Origin of the sequence: Streptomyces albus subsp. albus (assembly GCF_000725885.1) — a bacterium.
GTDB classification, from domain to species: domain Bacteria; phylum Actinomycetota; class Actinomycetes; order Streptomycetales; family Streptomycetaceae; genus Streptomyces; species Streptomyces albus.
On record NZ_JODR01000022.1, the window covers coordinates 58,538 to 76,817 of the forward strand.

The 18,280-nt window shown below is 70.8% G+C and carries 13 protein-coding genes and 1 pseudogene; 6 read left to right on the forward strand and 8 right to left on the reverse strand.

Annotated elements, in window-relative coordinates; all coding sequences use genetic code 11:
- Positions 1 to 11: 11 nt before the first annotated feature.
- Positions 12 to 341, reverse strand: a complete 330-nt coding sequence (locus tag IO40_RS38290; protein ID WP_016471324.1) for a hypothetical protein — start codon at positions 339 to 341, stop codon at positions 12 to 14.
- Positions 342 to 1,224: 883 nt separating this feature from the next.
- Entirely contained in the window at positions 1,225 to 1,617 is a 393-nt protein-coding gene (locus IO40_RS39880; RefSeq protein ID WP_078565836.1) for a PH domain-containing protein, read from the reverse strand.
- Positions 1,618 to 2,207: 590 nt separating this feature from the next.
- Here IO40_RS39880 and IO40_RS0124555 point away from each other — a divergent pair.
- From IO40_RS0124555 to IO40_RS0124570, 4 genes and pseudogenes are all read left to right on the forward strand, one after another.
- Entirely contained in the window at positions 2,208 to 2,876 is a 669-nt protein-coding gene (locus IO40_RS0124555; protein WP_031176151.1) for a GntR family transcriptional regulator, read from the forward strand.
- A gap of 18 nt (positions 2,877 to 2,894) precedes the next feature.
- Positions 2,895 to 3,605: a DsbA family oxidoreductase gene (locus IO40_RS0124560; RefSeq protein WP_031176152.1), complete on the forward strand. Its 711-nt coding sequence runs from the start codon at positions 2,895 to 2,897 to the stop codon at positions 3,603 to 3,605.
- Positions 3,606 to 4,041: 436 nt separating this feature from the next.
- Positions 4,042 to 6,457: pseudogene (locus IO40_RS34020) on the forward strand (pyruvate dehydrogenase (acetyl-transferring), homodimeric type).
- Positions 6,458 to 6,461: 4 nt separating this feature from the next.
- The gene (locus IO40_RS0124570) at positions 6,462 to 8,030 is read left to right on the forward strand and encodes a 2-oxo acid dehydrogenase subunit E2 (RefSeq protein ID WP_051719304.1); all 1,569 of its coding nucleotides are present in this window, start codon (positions 6,462 to 6,464) and stop codon (positions 8,028 to 8,030) included.
- A 194-nt stretch (positions 8,031 to 8,224) separates the two neighbouring features.
- On the opposite strand, the gene IO40_RS0124575 is transcribed toward IO40_RS0124570, so the two are convergent.
- Entirely contained in the window at positions 8,225 to 8,866 is a 642-nt protein-coding gene (locus IO40_RS0124575) for an NADPH-dependent F420 reductase (RefSeq protein ID WP_031176154.1), read from the reverse strand.
- A 61-nt stretch (positions 8,867 to 8,927) separates the two neighbouring features.
- Positions 8,928 to 9,740: an inositol monophosphatase family protein gene (locus tag IO40_RS0124580; protein WP_016471331.1), complete on the reverse strand. Its 813-nt coding sequence runs from the start codon at positions 9,738 to 9,740 to the stop codon at positions 8,928 to 8,930.
- Between the two features lie 137 nt (positions 9,741 to 9,877).
- On the opposite strand from IO40_RS0124580, the gene IO40_RS0124585 reads away from it, so the two are divergent.
- Together IO40_RS0124585 and IO40_RS0124590 are read left to right on the forward strand one after the other, a co-directional pair.
- Positions 9,878 to 10,789, forward strand: a complete 912-nt coding sequence (locus IO40_RS0124585) for a LysR family transcriptional regulator (RefSeq protein ID WP_030405595.1) — start codon at positions 9,878 to 9,880, stop codon at positions 10,787 to 10,789.
- A 114-nt stretch (positions 10,790 to 10,903) separates the two neighbouring features.
- Positions 10,904 to 12,136: a hypothetical protein gene (locus tag IO40_RS0124590; RefSeq protein WP_030405596.1), complete on the forward strand. Its 1,233-nt coding sequence runs from the start codon at positions 10,904 to 10,906 to the stop codon at positions 12,134 to 12,136.
- Between the two features lie 301 nt (positions 12,137 to 12,437).
- Here the strand turns inward: IO40_RS0124590 and IO40_RS0124595 are convergent, their stop codons facing one another.
- The 4 genes from IO40_RS0124595 to IO40_RS38295 all read right to left on the reverse strand — a co-directional run bounded on the left by IO40_RS0124595 (position 12,438) and on the right by IO40_RS38295 (position 18,039).
- Entirely contained in the window at positions 12,438 to 13,871 is a 1,434-nt protein-coding gene (locus IO40_RS0124595; RefSeq protein ID WP_031176155.1) for a glycosyltransferase family protein, read from the reverse strand.
- 7 nt (positions 13,872 to 13,878) lie between these two features.
- Positions 13,879 to 15,348: a radical SAM protein gene (locus tag IO40_RS0124600; RefSeq protein ID WP_051698057.1), complete on the reverse strand. Its 1,470-nt coding sequence runs from the start codon at positions 15,346 to 15,348 to the stop codon at positions 13,879 to 13,881.
- A 355-nt stretch (positions 15,349 to 15,703) separates the two neighbouring features.
- Positions 15,704 to 16,681, reverse strand: a complete 978-nt coding sequence (locus IO40_RS0124605) for a CPBP family glutamic-type intramembrane protease (protein ID WP_031176156.1) — start codon at positions 16,679 to 16,681, stop codon at positions 15,704 to 15,706.
- A gap of 248 nt (positions 16,682 to 16,929) precedes the next feature.
- Positions 16,930 to 18,039, reverse strand: coding sequence for a Dabb family protein (locus IO40_RS38295; RefSeq protein ID WP_234315452.1), 1,110 nt, complete (start codon positions 18,037 to 18,039; stop codon positions 16,930 to 16,932).
- Between the last annotated feature and the right edge of the window lie 241 nt (positions 18,040 to 18,280).

An 18,280-nucleotide genomic window follows, 5' to 3' on the forward strand; every position in this document is an offset into this window, starting at 1 on the left:
ACGCGCGGCTCCTACGCGTCCTGGTCCGGCGGCGTGATCCCGAGGTCGACACGCATGACGTGGCGCATCTTCCACAGCGGATCCCACAGCTTGTCGAAGCTCTCCCACGCGGTGTCCAGACTCTCACCCTGCCGGGCGGTGCCTTGGTCGAGCCGCATCAACAGCCCGTACATCGCGCCGAGATGACGGTTGGCCGTGCTGGCCGTCTCCGCCACGGGGTCGGGCAGCACCATCTGGGCCTCGGCATGACGCAAGCGGTGGTCGCGGCGTGCCCGGTCCAGCTCCGACCGCAGCTCCTCGGTCACCTCACCCGCCTCCAGGGCGTGCAGGACCTTGGCCATCGCATTGGCCAGGTCGCGCGTACCGGCGCTGAGGGCGGCATAGCACGTGCGCCGCGCCTCGAACTGCGCCTGGAGCGTGGCGTACTCGCGTCGTCCTGCTGGAGCCGCCTCGTGTGCTCCAGCTCCCGGGCCCTGGCGCGGTCGGCACCCCGCTGGGTGATCACGGCCGCTGCGAGCGTGCCGCCGACGCCCAGAACCGCGATCACGATCTGGCTGACTGCGCTGTCCAATCCGCCCCCCGACTCCGATCGGCCCGCCGGGACTGTACCCACTGCAGACGGCCTCTTGTGAGGGCCGGCCCGAGCCCGGGCCGCCCGGCTGCCGTTACTTGGCGGCGACGTACAGCCGTGCAACGATTACGGGTGCGTGATCCGACTGCAGTAGTCAAGCGGGGGCTGCCATCGTAGAAGAGAGCGCATACCAGCGGAAAATCATCGCCGGTGTCCGTAACGCCGTGCGGGTGTTGACAATCGGATCTCTGTTTCTGGTCGCTGTCGTGGTTGCGCGCCTTCTTTCCGGCGGTAAATCGGTGCAAGTGGCGCAGATCACGATTCCCCTCGACAGAGCGTGGTCAGTCCTCTGTGTCCTCGGAGGCTGAGGGGGCGGTGGCGCAACCGGAGGTGGGGGTGACGACGGTGGCGGTGGCAATGACGGTGAGGAGGGAGGCGGTGTGCTCTCGTCGTAATCCCCGGCCATGACAACCAATTTAGGTTCCCCCAGCCACATCAGGAAGCGGGCTGCACCGTGGAGTGCACGCAGGCGAGGTGGAGCCGTCTCCCGGTGGCCCGTCGTCGTCCACTCCCGGAGCCCGCACAGCCCGGCGCCCGCCCCGGTCCTCGCAGTCCTCGCAGTCCCTTCGACACGCTGGAGGCAGTCGTGGCGCTCAGGTTCCCGTGACTGCCATCCAGATGATCCCTGTCACTGTGATCACGATGCAAAGCAAGATCGCCACATCAGCCGGTGGGCAAAGAGTCCACGAAACCTGCGGAGTGGCCTCGGACTTACTTGCGGTGTCCCCGGAAGAGCGCCATCTCTCTATTGTTCGCTCAGCCTTGTCACTCGTTCCGAGGAAGTGATCTATCAGAGATCCTCCGAATGCGTAGCACTGGATTTCCTGCTCCTCGTCGATCCACACTCCGAGCGTCCCGCCTTCATTGACGGAGACATCCTTGATCGCTGATTTCGGAATTGTGTGAGTCCGCAAGGGGTTGACCACGAGGAGCGTTGTTTCCCGCAGTTCGACCCTGCAGCATGCGACTCTGACAATGACTCCCACGCTGGCAAGGTATACCCTGCCAGCCCGTCCGGAATCCGTTCACGGCGGTGACGTTCCATACGGCGGCGATCATGGCGATGCCGAGCCCTGGGACAACTATGCCAACGAAAACGGGCCACATTCGTCGGCGCAGTACGATCGATTCCACAGAGCGCTCCCATCTGCATTCCCCTTCCGCGGGGTGGGTGACGGAGTCGGTGCCGCACATCCTCCCCGTTCTTCGTGTCCTGCGCCCTCCCCGTCCGACGCCCACATCCGCCTCGATCAGTTCGCCGGTCATTCTCACCGGCACCGGCACCGGCACCGGCACCGGTACCGGCACCGGCCCCGGTGGCGAACACTGCGGGGCCTTGCCGGTTCCGGGCGCGAACGACTCGACCACGCGCACCAATGGGTCGGCAGGAGACGGCCCCGCCACCTCGGTGCCCCCTTCCTACGGCAGGCAAGTTCCAGCAGGGGAGCCGTACCGCGTCCGACGGTCCCGCGTGCGCGGTGGCGTCAAGGGGGTCCCTCCTGCGCCGGGATGGGGTACGTTTTGATCGATCATTGCTCATGAGTTCTCCGCCTCCCCTCCGAGGAGAAGTCCCGTCATGCCGAACCCCGCCCCGGCCGGACCACCGGACCCCGCACCCCGGCTGTCCCGCGCACCCCTGCACCAGCAGATTCGCCAGTTCATCCTGGAAGGGCTGGTGACCGGGCGGTGGGGGCCCGGCGACCGGATCACCGAGCGAGGCGTGGCCCAGGAGCTGGGGGTGAGTCAGGCGCCGGTGCGCGAGGCCCTGCGGGTGCTGGAGACCATGGAACTGGTCGAGTGTGCCCCCAACCGAGGTGCTCGCGTACGGGAGCTGTCGCTCCGGCAGCTTCGCGACGTCTACCAGGTGAGGGCGGCTCTGGAGCGACGGGCGGCCGAGCTGGCCGCCGAGCGTCTCGCCGGGGACGTGAGCAGCCTTGAGGAACCCGTGCGGGCGATGGCCCGGGCCGCACGCGAGGGCGATGTGGACGGCCAGATCGAGCACGCCGTCGCCTTCCACCGCGCGATCGTCCACGCCTGCGGGGTGCCCGCGCTGATCCGTCACTGGGAGTGGCTGGGCGTGGAGGCCTGGACCAGGCTGTCGCTGCGCCGGCTGCGCACGGGACTGCACGAGAACGCGGAGGACCACGAGGCCATCACCGAGGCGGTGCGCCGGCGCGACCCCTACCTCGGACGCCTGATGGAACTGCACGTCACGGATTACGCGCGGCCCACCACGGAACCCTAGGTCCACGACAGGAGTGACATGACCCGCACCGCCGACCCTCGCACCACCACCCCGCCCGGCACCATCACCGTCTTCAGCGACATCTGGTGCTCGTTCGCGCACGTGGGGGTGCACCGGCTGCACGAGACCAGGGAACGGCTCGGCCTGACGGAACGAGTCCGCTTCGACCACCGGGCCTTCCCGCTGGAGCTGTTCAACGACGGGCCGAGCCCCCGTACCGGCACCGATTCGGAAGTCGGCGGTGTCGCGCGCATCGAGCCCGGTGCGGGCTGGCAGATGTGGCGGGCACCCGACTGGAAGTTCCCGTCCTCCTCGCTGCCCGCACTGGAGGCGGTGCAGGTCGCCAAGGAACAGGGGTTGGCGGCATCCGAAGCGCTCGACCGTGCGCTGCGCAAAGCGTTCTGGGGACAGAGTCGTTCGATCGGAGCCCGTTCCGTGGTGCTCGCGGTGGCGGCGGAGACGCCCGGAGTGGACGCGGACGCCATCGCCCGCGGGCTGGACGACGGGCGCGCCCGACGGCTGATCGCCGAGGACCACGCCTGCGCGGTCGAACACCAGGTCGTGTGCAGTCCACACCTGTTCCTGGCGGACGGGTCGGACTGGGCCAATCCGGGCGTCACGGCCCGCTGGCACGGGCCGTACGGCACGGGGTTTCCCGAGGTGACGGGGGACGACCCCGGCGTGTACGAGGCCATCCTGCTGCGGGCCGCTGCTGCTGGGCAAGAATGATCGATCATTGCGCAGTTACGGGCGGGTAGCCATTGACGCGCTCCGTCTGCCTCCATAGATTCTGAATGGCGGAGAGGTAATTCCGTCGAGCGGAATCAGATCGGTCGGTGCTTCCGCGAGTGCGGACCGCGCGGCCCCTCACCGGGCACCGCGGCAGCAGCACCCGCCGGCACGCAGCCATCCGCGTCCGCATTCGCGTTCCCGGCGCCGTCCCGTCTCCCAACCACCCGCGCACCCCACTGCGGCCCCGACGCGCGCCGCACACACCACCCCAGCCACCGCACCACTCCGCTGCCTTTCAGCCCCTGCACACCGGCACCCCACAAGCCCTGGCACCGCCACGAACCGGCGCCCACGAACCGGTGCCCACAAACCGGCACCGCCCGGACCGCCGCCGTCGGCGGACTGCCACGAACGAACGAAGGGTTGGATCCACGTGTCCCAGCTCGACCAGCTGCCCGAAAAGGACCCGGAGGAGCTCGCCGAGTGGCGCGACTCCCTGGACGGAGCGATCCGGTCGGTCGGCCCCGACCGGACCGGCTACCTGCTGCGCCGCCTGCTCGACCACGCCCGGCACTCCGGCGTCGACATGCCGCACCTCCTGGAGACCCCGTACGTCAACACCATCCCCACCGCCGAGGAACCGGAGCCGCCCGGAGACCCGGAGCTGGAGGCGCGCATCACGGCGTGGAACCGGTGGAACGCCGCGGCCATGGTCACGCGCGGCAACGAACGCGGCGGACTGGGCGGCCACATGGCCACCTACGCCTCCGCGGCGTGGCTCTACGAGGTCGGCTTCCAGCACTTCTTCAAGGGCAAGGAGGGCGCCGACCAAGGCTCCGGCGACCAGATCTACGTCCAGGGCCACGCCTCTCCCGGCATCTACGCCCGTGCCTTCCTGGAAGGGCGGCTCGACGAAGGGAGGCTCGACCGGTTCCGCAACGAGGCGCGGGGTGACGGCCTGCCCTCCTATCCGCATCCGCGCCGCCTGCCGTGGCTGTGGGAGTTCCCCACCGTCTCCATGGGCCTGGGCCCGCTCTCCGCGATCTACCAGGCGCGGTTCAACCGCTATCTGACCGGGCAGCGCGTGGGACCCGCTGCTGGCGGCGGACACCGACGGCGCCCTGCTCAGGCGGCTCGGCGAGGTACCGGACGGCCAGTTCCAGACGTACGCGGCCCGCGACGGCGCCTACATCCGCGAGCACTTCTTCGGCACGGACCCGGCGCTGGGAGCGCTGGCGGCCTCCTACAGCGACGAGGAGCTGGCCCGCATCGTCGGAACCTCACGCGCCGGGCACGAACCCCGCAAGGTGTACGCCGCCTACCGTGCGGCCCTCGCCCACCGGGGCGCGCCCACCGTGATCCTCGTGCAGACCGTCAAGGGCTGGACCCTGGGTCCGGGCTTCGAGTCCCGTAACGCCAACCATCAGATGAAGAAGCTGACGGGCAAGCAGTTCCGCGCCATGCGTGATCTGCTGGAGCTGCCCATCCCCGACAGCCGGCTGGGTGACGACCTCGTCCCCTACGCCCACCCGGGGCCGGACTCCCCGGAGGTCCGCTACCTCAAGGAGCGCCGCGCGGCCCTGGGCGGACCCGCACCCGCGCGCCGCGTCGTTCCCAAACCGGTGCCGCAGCCGGGACCCAAGGCCTTCGACGCGCTGAAGAAGGGTTCGGGTTCGCAGGAGATCGCCACCACCATGGCGTTCGTCCGCCTGGTCAAGGACCTGATGCGGGAGAAGGAGACCGGCAAACGCTGGGTGCCCGTCGTCCCCGACGAAGCCCGCACCTTCGGGATGGAGTCGCTCTTCCCCTCCGCCGGCATCTACTCGCCCGTCGGCCAGAACTACGATCCGGTCGACCGTGACCAGCTTCTGTACTACAAGGAGGCCGTCAGCGGCCAGATCCTCAACGAGGGCATCACCGAGGCGGGTTCGGTGGCCTCCTTCACGGCCGCGGCCACGTCGTACGCGACGCACGGCGAGCCGATGATCCCGTTCTACATCTTCTACGCCATGTTCGGCTTCCAGCGCACCGCCGACCAGTTCTGGGCGCTCGCCGACCAGCTCGGCCGCGGCTTCGTCGTCGGCGCGACGGCAGGGCGTACCACGATGACGGGGGAGGGCCTCCAGCACGCCGACGGCCACTCCCAGCTCCTGGCCTCCGCCAACCCCGCCTGCCTGCCCTACGACCCGGCCTTCGCCTACGAGATCGCAGTCATCGTGCGGGATGGGCTGCGCCGGATGTACGGCCCCGAAGCCGACGAGCACGAGGATGTCTTCTACTACCTGACCGTCTACAACGAGACCAAGGTCCAGCCGCCGATGCCCGAGCGGGACGGTATCGAGGAGGGCATCCTCAAGGGGCTCTACCGCTACCGCGAGGCGGAGGGCCTGGCGGCGGACGCCCCCCGGGTGCAGCTGCTCGCCTCCGGCACGGCCATCCACTGGGCCCTCGGTGCCCAGCGATTGCTGGCCGAGGAATGGGGTGTCGCCGCAGATGTGTGGTCTGCCCCCTCCTGGACCCTGCTGCGCCGGGAGGCCATGGAGAGCGAACACGAGGGCCGGCTCCCCTATGTGAGCAGGGCACTGGCCGATGCGCCCGGCCTGGTGGTGGCCGTCAGCGACTGGATGCGGGCGGTCCCCGACCAGATCCGGCCCTGGGTCGCCCAGGACTGGCTGTCACTGGGCACGGACGGCTTCGGGCTGTCCGACAACCGGGACAACGCGCGGCGGTACTTCGGCGTCGACGCCGAGTCGGTCACCGTCGCCGTCCTCCGCCGGCTCGCGGAGCGCGGCGAGGTCAAGCAGGAGGCGCCCCGCAACGCGGTGCGGCTCTACGGACTGGAGGACTGAGCGCGTGGCGCACGACGTACTGCTCCCGGAACTGGGCGAGTCGGTCACCGAGGGCACCGTCACCCGCTGGCTCAAGCAGGTCGGTGACGAGGTGGCCGCCGACGAACCGCTGCTGGAGGTGTCCACCGACAAGGTCGACACGGAGATCCCCGCGCCGGCCGCCGGCACCTTGCTGGAAATCGTGGTCGAGGAGGACGGAACGGTCGAGGTCGGCGGCAGACTCGCCGTCATCGGTGCAGCCGGGGAGGTTCTTCGCCCGCCGTCCTCGGGCGGTGAGGTCCGGACGCCGTCCGCAGCCGGGGAAGTCCGGACGTCATCCCGCGATGAGGCGACCCGGACTCCGGCCCCCGGTGAGGGAGTCCGGACTCCGGCCGCCGCACCGGAACAGGCCCCCGCTGCCGGCACAGCCCCTGCTCCGGCACCAGTTCCGCCCCCGGCCACGGGCCCGGCCCCGATCACGACCCCGGCGACCGCCCCGGACCCAACCCCCGCAACCGCCCCGGCGGCGACCGCCGCTGCCCCGTACCGGGCCCCCGCCGCGATGCCCGCCCGCGAGACGGCCCCGGCACCCGCTGACCGATCGGCTGCCCCCTCACCGACCGCGGGCCCGGCAACCTCTCCCCGCGTGCCGGGCCGGCGGGCCGGCGTACCGTACGCCACCCCGGTGGTGCGCAGGCTGGCCCGTGAACAGGGCGTCGACCTCTCCTCGGTGACGGGCACCGGCGCGGGAGGACGGATCCGCAGGGCGGACCTGCCCGCGGCGGTGTCCACCGCCGCCCGCCCGGCCCAGCAGCCGGCGCCCCCGCCCGTCGCCGAGGGCGCTTCGGCCCCGCAGGTCCCACTGCGCGGCAGGACCGTACCGATGCGGCCGGCGCGCCGCGCGAGGGCTGCCGCGGTGCTGCGCGCGGTGCGGGAGCAGGCGCAGCTGACGACCGTCGTGGAGGTGGATCTCACCGAGGTGCTGCGACTTCGGGATTGCGCGGCGGACGTTTTCGCCGTTCGGGAAGGGGTGCCGCTGACGACGCTGCCGTTCGTGGTGGCGGCTGCGGCCCGCGCGCTGAAGGCCCACCCTTCCATTCACGCCCGGGTGGACGGGGAGACGGGCGAGGTCACCTACTTCGACAGGGAACACATCGCTCTCCCGGTGGACACCGCGCAGGGCGTGGTCGCCCCCGTCCTCCGCGACGTCGGAGGGCTCGGAGTGGCGGGCATCGCCCGCGGGGCGGCGGGCCTGGCCGCCGATGCCAGGGCGGGCCGGCTGGGGCCGGACGCCGAGGCGGGCGCCACCTTCACCGTCCACGACGCCGGGGAGCGCGGGGTGCTGTTCGAGACGGCCGTCGTGCCCTCGGGCCGGACGGCGGCGCTGGGCATCGGCGCCGTGGTGGCGCGGCCCGTGGTCGTCCGTACCGCGAGCGGCGAGGACGGCGACGAGGCTGTCGCCGTCCGCCGCATGGCCCACCTCGCCCTCTCCTACGATCACCGCTTGGTGGACGGCGCCGACGCGGCCCGCTACCTCGCCGCGGTCAAAAACCTGCTGGAGGAGGGGACGTTCGCCGCGGAGATCGGCTTGTAGACCGGTCTCGTGGACACGTCGCCGCGACACCCTCCGCGGTGTCGCGGCGACGCGCGGGGCCTGGGCCGGCCTTTGCCCTGTCCGTGGTGTTTCCCGCAAAAGAGCCGTCCTGGCCGGGGCCGCCGCCGGGCATGCCGTCCCGGCCGGAAGCGCTCCGCCCTGCGGCGCGTCATGGGTGACGGCGGGCGCGGGTGTCAGCGTGCCAGGGACACGGCGAACGGCTGGAAGCCGTGGCGGCGCAGCACATGGGGAACGAGGAGCACGGTCGCCTCCGTGGCGCGGGCGGTTGTGACGTCGCCCAGGTCCTCGATCCACTCCTGCCGCCAGCCGAGATCGGCCAGAATCCGGGACACGGTGGTCTTGGCCTCCGGGTCGTTCCCCGACAGGTACACGGTGGGCGGGGTGCTGAGTGTCCCCGGGGCGGTCATGACGGTGAAGAGCATGGTGTTGAGGGTCTTGACGACGCGCGTGGCGGGCAGGACTGCTTGGAGCCGTTCGGCCAGACTGCCGCCCGGATAAAGCAGGTCCCCGGGGAGACCGTCCGGGCCGTCCTGCGTCGCGTTGGCGACGTCTATCAGGATCTTGCCCGCCAGTTCCTTCTCCAGGGCGCTCAGGCGCTCCACCGCCGTGTCGCCCGGGGTGGCATGGATGACGATGTCCGCGCCGGCGGCGGCGTCGCGCTGGCCGGTGACGCGGACACCGGCCTCCTGCACGGCCGTACCGGCGGGGGAGGAGGTGTCACGCCGGCCGACGATGACGTCGTGCCCGGCCAGGGCGAGCGCGCGGGCGAGGTTGGTGCCGACGCGGCCCGCGCCGAGGATGCCGATGGTGGTCATGGAAGAGCCTGCTTTCTTGTCGTCCGGTGGTCAGGGGCGGAGTCCGGAAGGGGCGGGGGGTTCAGGCGAGCGGGGCGAGAACGCGGCGGGCTTGCTCGTGGATGCCGGGGGCGGCGGCCAGGAAGTCGGGGCTGGCCGCGGTCCACGGCCTGCCCCGCAGATCGGTCACGGTGCCGCCGGCCTCGGCCACCAGAAGGGCTCCGGCCACCTTGTCCGCGCGTACGTCGGAGAACTGGAAGAACGCGTCCATGCGCCCGGCGGCGACGTTCAGGAGGTGGAGGGTCGCGGGGACGGACACCCTGACGAGCAGTCCGGCCCTCATCATGGCCGTGACGGAATCGCCGATGGTGCGCAGCGCCGTCTCGGACTCGCCGGGCCTGGCCTGTGCGGTGCCGGTGATGGCCGCGCCCAGGTCGGTCTTGGCGGATACCCTCAGCGGCTCGCCGTCGAGATGCGCGCCGCCGCCCGCGAGCGCGGTGTAGAGCTCGCCGGTCAGCGGCAGGTGCGTGGCCGTGAGCACGGGGACGTTGTCGTGCACCAGCGTCGCGGTCACGGCCCATTCGGGCATGCCGTGGACGTGGTTGATGTTGCCCTCGGCCGGGTCGGCGACCCACCACTCACCGTCCGGCAGGGCGCCGCCGGCGAGTTCGTCCTCGGCCCACCGGGCCTCGGGGCGCAGTTCGAGCAGCGGGGCCTTCATGACGTCGAGCACCGCCCGGTCGTTGGCCTCGACCTCCGCCACCAGTTCGTCGAGGCCCGCCCCCCGGGCGTACGCGGTGCGGCGGCCCAGCAGGACGGCACCGGCCTCCTCGACCACTTCGGACACCTGGCCGAGCAGACGTTCGTCCACCCCGGCAGTGCTGGGTACGGGCATGGCTCATCCCTCCGCAGAGAATCGTTCGCGAATGTCGCCGCGCTGTGCCCGGCTCGGGGTCCGGCGGCCTGATGACGACGCTAGGGACGCTCCGGAATAACTACAAATGCATGCCAGTAAGCCATAAGATGACTCTCATGCAATTGGACCTCAACCTGCTGACCGCCCTGGACGCGCTGCTGGAGGAGGAGAGCGTGGCCGGTGCCGCGGCCCGTCTGCATGTGACGGCACCCGCGATGAGCCGCTCGCTCGCCCGCATCCGCAAGGTGACCGGGGACCCGGTCCTCGTGCGCTCGGGCCACGCGATGGTTCCCACCGCCCACGCGCTCGCCATCCGGGAAGAGGTCCACGAACTGGTGCAGCGGGCGCACGCCGTCATGTCCGGGCAGGACGAGGTCGACCTCGCCACGCTGGAGCGGGTCTTCACCGTGCGCTGGCACGACGCACTGGTGTCCGCCTGCGGTGCGGGCCTGGTGAGCGCCGTCCACCGGCAGGCCCCCGGCGTACGACTGCGCCTGCTGACGGAATCGGCCGTCGACACCCCCGAACTGCGGCGGGGCGAGGTCGACCTGGCGTCCGCGTCCGCGCCGCCGGCCCGGCCCGACATCCGCAGCCGGCGCGTCGGCGAGGACGTTCTCGTCGTCGTCGCGCGGCGCGGGCATCCCATCGCGGCCGAGCAGCTGACCCCCGCGCGCTACGCGGCGGCCGGCCACGTGACCGTCTCCCGGCGCGGACGCCTGCACGACCCGGTCGACGAAGCCCTGGAGGATCTCGGACTACGGCGCGAGGTCGTCGCCGCCGCCCCGACCGCCGCCACAGCCCTCCACCTCGTCCGGGAGACGGACCTGCTCGTCACCGCTCCCGAGGCGACCACCCGGACCGTCCGGCAGGAGCTGGACCTGACGGCCCTCCCTCTGCCCTTCGACATGCCGGCGATCCCGCTCTACCTCATGTGGCACCAGCGGTACGAGCAGGACCGGGCCCACCGCTGGCTGCGGGAAGAGGCACGCAAGGCGGTGGCCTCGGTGATGCACCCATCGGATGCTTGATGACCTCGCAGGGCGGCCGGACCGCGGACACATCGTTCCGACAGATCCCGGACTCGCCGGCCGGCTGCCGGGTAGGGGAGGCGGATGTACATGAGCGAGTGCTAGGAGTCTCGGATGAGGAAAGGCTGGTCCCGGCGGGGAATCCTGGGCGCCTCCGGTGCGGTACTGCTTGCTGCGGGGTGCTCAAGCGGACCGGACGGCCACGACGACGACCATTCCGGAGGAGCAGGCCCGGCTGACGGACCCGACGGGGCGCTGGGCGCGAACTTCAACGAGGACGCCGGCAGCGTCACCTTCGAGGAGCTGCGCGACCTCCGCGCGGGCTGGCTGCGTGGTTTCGTCCCACTGCACGAGCTGCCGGACGAGGTCGCCGAGCAGGCCGCGGTCGAGAAGCTGCTGGCGGCCCACCGTGACGGCTACGGCACGGTGCTGTCGCTGAAGTTCCCGTTCGGTAACCGGCCGGTACCGGAGCCGGGCAGCGCCGCGATGGCGGTGCAGCTCGCACGGGTCGACAAGGTGCTGGAAGCCGTGCTGGACAGCGTCGACGTCCTGGCCATAGGCAACGAGCCGTTCATCGAAAGTCTGCCGGAGGACCGCCGCTCGGGAGCGCTGAACACCTTCTACGAGAAGGTCGCCGCGCACATCATCGCGTACCGGCGGAAACGTTTTCCCCAAGGCTGCCGCACCCGGCTGTACATGGGGGCGCTCAACCACCTCGACCGGCCGCACGAACTGACGGAGGCCACCGCGCGCTGGCTGTCCTTCGTCCGGCGCACCCGGCAGCTCGACGGCGTGGACATCCACCCGCACGTGTCCTCGCCACAGGGGGCGCAGGCGTATCTGGACTACATCCTGCCCCGGCTCCGCGAGGACCAGAAGTTCTTGGTGACGGAGTTCTCCCTGGTGCAGCTGTGGAAGCAGCACCTGAGCGACCCCGTTCCCGCCGGCTTCGCGCGCAAGTACCGTCTGCCGCAGGACACCCCGGTGTGGCAGCTGATCGTGGAAGCGATCGAGAAGCCGATGCCGGAGAGCAAATGGCGGGACTTCCTCTCCATGAGCCCCTGGTTCGAGAAGAACAAGCACTTCCTGCGCAACCAGGTGAGCGCCTTCCGCCGCACCGGCCGCCTCGCCGTGGCCACGTACGGGGTCAGCCAGGCCACCGCCATGACGAAGGACTTCGGCCCCCACAAGCAACCGTGGCTGCTCAACAGCCTCTACTCCAACCGCACCGTCGAACGGTCCCACGACGGCCGGCCGGCCCGCTCCTACGGGTTCTTCGACGACTTCCGCGCCCTGCAACGCGAACAGGACCGCCGCCCGGTCCGGTTGAAAAGGGCCCCCACCTGACTCCGGCGCTCAACGGTGCGTGCCCCGGCCCCGTCTTCGCCTCAGCACGGTGGTGGGGCCGGGTTCTGCGTACGCCGCAACCAGGGCAGATGTCGGGGGCCGCGCCTCTTCTTCTTTCCGGTGGCAGGCGTGGCCGTGCCGGCTGGAGGAGATCCCGGGGAACATCGTCCGGCCCCTGCTGAACTGACCGGCCGCCTGGCCCGTCCGTGTTCCAGTTGCTCCGCATCGCGGCGGCGAGTGCTCCCGCCTCCGCGTGCTGAGCGCTGCGGAGGCGAGCGTGGTCCAGCGGCGCCCGGGCTGCTCACCCAGGCGGTGCGGGCGGCTCGCCGGCGCTCTTCGCCATTTCGGTCAGCAGCGTCGCCCACGGTCCGGTCGGGAAGCGGCGGTCGGCGATCGCCCGGTTACGCCGCAACAGGTCGGCCATGCGCCGCTCCCCGGCACGTCGGGACTGCATGGCCTCCACGAGCTCGGCACCCGACCGGGCCATCCCGGCGGGGTCGGGGTCCACCGGTACGACGAAGAAGTCCTCGCCGTACACCGGAGTGAAAGCGGCGTAGCTCGTACTCGCGCACGGCAAGTCCGCGACTGCGGCCAACGCCGGTCCCAGGCCGACCGTTTCGACGTCGTCGGTGTTCGGCGTGAAGACCACGCCACCACCGCTCGCCGCCGCGGTACGGAGGAGGTCGATCTCGTCCAGCCGCCAGGACCCGTCGGCATTCTGGACGCTGCACAGCGGCACACCGTCGAGGAAGCGCACGTCGGGGAGCAGACCGAGGCGTCGCGCGGTGCTCCGGACCTCCTCGGCGTAGGAGGGATCTTCCGCCAGGCTGCCGAACACGAGCAGATACGGGGAGGGCAGACCGCGCTCGGCGCTGGCGGACCGGGCCGCCGACAGCAGTTCGAGGGCCAGCTCCACCCCTTTGACGCGGAAGACCCGCACGGGATTGAGCAGGATCGGCCGCCGGGGATCGAGGTCCAGGTCGCGGAGGAACTGCTCGTGCTTCGGCTCCAAGGGCTCGGTGGGTACGTGGGGCAGGATGTTGGGCACCACCCGGGGCCGCTCCGGCACCGGGTACGTCGCGGCTTCGTCCGCGAGTGCTTCGGAGACGACCGCCCACCGCACACCCGGTCCTGCGTGCGGAACCGGCGTGAATTCGTTGGGACGGTCCGGGTACATGCGTACGCCCTCGTCGTACACCGCGCAGCTGCCGAAGAGGTCGTGGTCCCAGAACAGCACGCCGCCGGCCCGCCGCTCGCGGTAATGGTCGCGCGCGGCGGCGTGCAGGGCCTTGGTGACCGGCACCGCGTCCGACAGCGTCATGTTGACGGCGATGGTCCAGTCGATCCCATTCCGGCGCATCCACTGCGCGAAGTGGTGCCGGTAGTGGCGGGCCAGACGGTCGATCCGCTCGTGCAGCCGGGCACGTTCGACGGCCGGCAGCGCTGCACTGTCCGCGACCGACATCCGGATGGCGGTCCATTCGGCCGCCGCCTGACCGGGGTCACCCGGCACGGGCGGGGCCTGCCGGGTCGGTTCCAGCAGCGCGGACGACTCCTGCTCCCGCGGCCCGTGCGGGAAGAAGGCGGGCTTGTCGGGTCGCCAGGAGTAGCCGAGGTCGGCGGCCACGGGCAGGTCGAGCAGTTGCAGGTCGACGCCGAGGCCGACCACGTTGCGGAAGATGGTGAGCAGACCACTGGCCGGCACACCGTCCCCGCAGACCAGTCCTACACGCATGCGGCCGTCACCGGCCCAACTGTGTGTTGATGACGGCCTCCACCAATGTGGCCCCTTCCTCGGTGAGGGCGACGCTGCCGGCCTCGCGGTCCACGCGCATCAGCCCGCGCCCGGCGAGCGAGTCGAACTTTTCACCCCACCTGCCGGACAGCAGGGAGCTGCCGGGAAAACGGGAGCGGTGAATGTCCTCACGCAGCGGCCGGCACGTGGACAGCGCCATCTGCACCGCCCGCACCTCACGGTGCTCCGCACTGACCGCCGTGACGTTCTCGAACGGGATCTCCCCCTGCTCCACCGCCTTGAGGTAGTGCGCGGGAGCAGCCACCACGTTCGCTTCCGCGTCCCCGCACCAGCTGTAGGTGCCCAGGCCGATGCCCACCTGGGGGACCTGCTGGTCCTGGTCGAGGTTGAGGGAGCGCCACAGCTCCGGGCCCACCTCACGCCGGGGGAAGTATGTGGTGGGGTGTTCGTAGTAGCCGGCAGCGGCGAGCCGTTCGACGGCGCCCTCCCTCATCTGGAGTTGCCGGCCCAGGGACGGCCACGGGTACCCGCGCCGCTCCAGTTGCTCGCGTACCCGCGGATCCTCCCAGGGAGCGGGGGAGACGTGTCCGATCGCCGACTCCACCTCGTGGAAGGAGCGCAGATGCAACTTGATCGCGACGATGGTGCTGAACTCGGCTGCGATCATGCGGTCCACGTCGTCGAGGAACCCGGCGACGGTCTGTCCGGGCAGGCCCCAGACGAGGTCGCCGTCGACCCTGTCGAATCCCGACCGTTCTGCCGCCTCCCGCACCTGCAGTGCCTGTTCCCCGGTGTGCCGGCGGTTGGCGATGGCCAGCAGCCGGTCGTCCAGCGACTGGATGCCGTAGGCGAGAGCGGTGAATCCCGACGCACGCAGAGCCTGCAGTATCTCCTCGGAGAGCGAGTCCGGGCTCCCCTCGGCGCGCATCGAGGTCTGCTCGTCGATGGCGAACGTCTCCCGGTAGAAGTCGACCAGCCGTTCGATCTCGCCGGGAGGCAGAACGCTCGGCGTACCACCGAACAAGCAGAACTCACCTACCGGCGTCGTACGCAGCGCCGGGACCGCCTCCACCCAGGCACGCGCTTCCTTGATGTTGGCGTCCACCCACCGGCGCGCGGTCGCGTCCGCCGTCTCGGAGCGGCTGCTCGTCACGAGAGTCGGAAACTGGCAGAAATGGCATCGGTAGCGGCAGAGCGGGATATCGACCCACAGATGGTAGGCCGGTGCCTTGCGCAACTCGCGTTCCAAGCCGGCGAAGAAGTCGGACGGCGTGCTGTCGACGTCGCCGGTGAAAACATGGGTGAACGCTTCGGCCTGCAGATAACCGAGGAGTTCGTCATTGCGCTCGTCGGTGAGCAGTGCCGCGACTTCCGGGACCGGGTGATCGGGATCGATGTCGGAAAGACTGTCGAGCGCATTCTTCCGGGAGTATGGATGCGCCATGCTGATCCCCATGCGTGCGACACTCCGTATCCTCTGCGGCTGAGGCAACGTGTGCGTTGATGCGGGCGGCGCACAGCCGCCAAAAGAAAACGGGCAGAGATCGTTTGTCTTCTCGGGGCTTCCCGGCCAGCCTAGGAGAGCCCCCCAGCACAGTCAATGGCTCCGTGACGGCGCAATTACATGGCGTGATTCGTGTGCGGTGGCCTGCGGCTTGCCTCTCCCGTGCGGTTGCTCGTGGGCGACAACCAGCCATTGGCGCGGTCGAGTTCGTGAGCGATGTCGAAGGGGCGGACGACAGGAGATGTGATGCCCGCACGCGTCGAGCACGGCCATCGGCACCGCCGGTTCGTGCGATCCTGACCGACCGTCAGGAACCCTGCGGGCCAGGAGTTTCCCGCAGCGAAGTACCTCCCGGCGTTGGAGCGGGACGGGGTTCCTCTCCGTGCCTCTCCGCGCGCACTCCGGGTGCTGTCCCCGTACTCGCCCTTCGGCGGTTGAGCCGGCCCAGCAGGACGAAGGCGGCGGCCGTCAGCAGCAGAGAGAGCAGGACCAGCAGGGGTGCGGTCGCCGTCCGGTCCGTGGTGTACCAGCCCGCGTGACGGTGGTCGCCCTCGTAGGTGACGCGGTTGACGGTCAGGAAGGTCAGATGGGTGCCGATCGAGGTCCACAGGGGCGCGTCCCGCACCGCTGTGCGCGCGGCGACCAGGGTGAGGCCGAAGACCGCCAGCAGTATCAGGTAGTCCACCGGGTGCTGTCCCTCGGGGACGAGGCCGATGGCCCTGTGCGGTCCTCCGCTCAGCCGTGCGACCCCGGCCGCCACCACTGTGGAGGCCCCGGGCACCAGCAGGAAGACACCGGTCGTACCGAGCGCCGCCGTGACGGCCCCGTACCCCTCGCGCAGCGCCGACCATGTGCAGCCGCGCAGGGTGGTCTCTTCCGGCAGCGCTTCGAGCAGCAGGGCGACCGCGGTGTTGTCGGCGAGGAACGCCGCGAGGGCGGGCAGGTCGGGGGCGGACCAGCGCAGCATGCCCGCCACCGTGCCGAGGCCCAGTACGAGTGCCGCCGCCGTGCCGGTGACGGCCACCCCGAGCAGTGCCGAGCGGGCACTCGCGCCCACCCTGCCGAACCCCGCGTCGCGGGGGCGGCGTCCCGTGCCGCGCAGCGCCGCGAGAACGAGGGGCAGGGCCACCGCGCTGACCAGCCTGGCCGACACCAGCCGGGCCGGCAGACTTCCGGGCGCGAAACCGACGGCGCGGGAGAGCGACGGTCCGGCACCGGTACCGATCCCGAGTGCCGCGGCCATCACGGCACCGCCGAACAGCGCCCGGCCGGGCGGCTTTTTCATGTGCGGCTCTCCTCAAGGGACATGGGAGGACTGGGATGGGCCCATTTTCGGCCGCGGCAACAGGGGTGGACTTCGTCGCCGGTGATGATCCGCGACTACATCGAACGATTGACGGGTGCGCCGGGTGGGGGAGCACGGGGAGGAGGAGCCACAGACCGGACGTAAGGGCGCCCCATGGAACGGTGGCACACCCGGGAGGCGGGGTGCGGCGGTGTCAGGCCGCCGGGCCCCGCCTCCCGGCGTGGATGTCAGACGGCGTGGCGGCCGGGGGCGGCGCTGCCTTCGTACCGGTTGAGGTTGGAGACGAGTTCGGTGAGCCCGGGGTCGGCGTCGAAGCGGCGCCGGTGCAGCGCGGCGATTTGGTCGCCGTATGCGGGGTCGGGGTCGTCGGTGATGTCGAAGGAGACGAACTTGTCGACGAGCGGCAGCCCGATCTCGTCGGTGCGGCGGTGGGCGGGGTGGATGAGGTACTCCCAGTAGCCTTCCAGATCGGCTATTTGGAAGGTGGCGCCCCACTCGTACTCGCCGCCGTGGTCGCGGCCGACGAGGAAGGAGTGCACGGAGGGGATAACCTCGCCCTGGTTGCGCAGGCTGGCGAGGGCGTCTTCGAGCTGCGTCGGCGTCGTGCCGGGCTTGATGGTGAAGCGCACGCAGTGGTGGATCATCGGGGTGCTCCCTTTCCGTCGTTCGTTTCTGTGAGAGATGTGGTCGGTGTGTGGCGGGGTCTGTCGCGGACGCGTCGGACCCGGCGCGTCAGGCCGGCGGGGAGGCCGGCCAGGGCCGGGCCGCGTCGGCAGCCGGCGCCCCTCCCGCCCAGGTGAAGGCGGCTGCGAGGCCGGTCCCGCGGACGAGGCGTCGGAGGGCCAGGGGCGAGAGGGACTGTCCGAGGAGGCCGCCGTGACGAGTCCGCTGAGGACCCGCCCGCGCGGCCCGTCGGGAGCGAGTTCGCTCAGGAGCAGGCTGAGGTCGGGTGCGACGAGCACGGTGCCCGTACCGCCGACGAGCATCCCGCCCAGGACGCGGACGACCATGCCGCCCGTCCCGGCCGGCAGCCGGCCGGCGCCCAGCAGCGTGATGCTGACGGTGGTGATCGCGGTGGTGGCCGGCCGCCGTCGCAGTTGCGGGAAGGCCGGTGTGCCGAGAGTTCCGGTCACCGTGCTCCCGGCGATCACTGCTCCTGCGACGCCGGGACCGCTGCCGAAGTTGTGGAGCGGTGACGGCAGTTGGGCGGGCCCCATGCAGAGTGCGAGTGCTGCCGCCAGCGCCAGCAGGTACACGCCGGCGATGCGGCTCGTCCCGCCGCGCCGCATCGGTGGTGGCTGCCGCGCCCGGGAGGGCTGTGCCGTGGTGAGGGCCATGGCTGCCCTCCTTTCACGAGCGCGGGCCGCCCGTGGTCAGTTCCAGAGCGTGACCATGAAGGCCAGTGCGAGCAGCAGGACGGTCAGCGTGGTCTTCCACGCGAGCCGTTCCGCGCGCGACGCGGGTGTGGTGGGGTCGTTGGGTGGCATCTCGGTCCTCCTGTGTTGTGTGTGGTTGACCACTCACTCTTGGGGGCAAAAAAGAAGCCGTGTAGCTCACGGCACGGTGCTCACCGCCACA

What these genes read in the sequence shown, in the direction of transcription:
- IO40_RS38295 (WP_234315452.1), bottom strand. Translation starts at nt 18,039, where the DNA reads ATGGCCCTCACCACGGCACAGCCCTCCCGGGCGCGGCAGCCACCACCG.
- IO40_RS0124580 (WP_016471331.1), bottom strand. Translation starts at nt 9,740, where the DNA reads ATGCCCGTACCCAGCACTGCCGGGGTGGACGAACGTCTGCTCGGCCAG.
- IO40_RS0124600 (WP_051698057.1), bottom strand. Translation starts at nt 15,348, where the DNA reads ATGGGGATCAGCATGGCGCATCCATACTCCCGGAAGAATGCGCTCGAC.
- IO40_RS0124560 (WP_031176152.1), top strand. Translation starts at nt 2,895, where the DNA reads ATGACCCGCACCGCCGACCCTCGCACCACCACCCCGCCCGGCACCATC.
- IO40_RS0124585 (WP_030405595.1), top strand. Translation starts at nt 9,878, where the DNA reads ATGCAATTGGACCTCAACCTGCTGACCGCCCTGGACGCGCTGCTGGAG.
- IO40_RS38290 (WP_016471324.1), bottom strand. Translation starts at nt 341, where the DNA reads ATGGCCAAGGTCCTGCACGCCCTGGAGGCGGGTGAGGTGACCGAGGAG.
- IO40_RS0124595 (WP_031176155.1), bottom strand. Translation starts at nt 13,871, where the DNA reads ATGCGTGTAGGACTGGTCTGCGGGGACGGTGTGCCGGCCAGTGGTCTG.
- IO40_RS0124555 (WP_031176151.1), top strand. Translation starts at nt 2,208, where the DNA reads ATGCCGAACCCCGCCCCGGCCGGACCACCGGACCCCGCACCCCGGCTG.
- IO40_RS0124575 (WP_031176154.1), bottom strand. Translation starts at nt 8,866, where the DNA reads ATGACCACCATCGGCATCCTCGGCGCGGGCCGCGTCGGCACCAACCTC.
- IO40_RS0124605 (WP_031176156.1), bottom strand. Translation starts at nt 16,681, where the DNA reads ATGAAAAAGCCGCCCGGCCGGGCGCTGTTCGGCGGTGCCGTGATGGCC.
- IO40_RS0124590 (WP_030405596.1), top strand. Translation starts at nt 10,904, where the DNA reads ATGAGGAAAGGCTGGTCCCGGCGGGGAATCCTGGGCGCCTCCGGTGCG.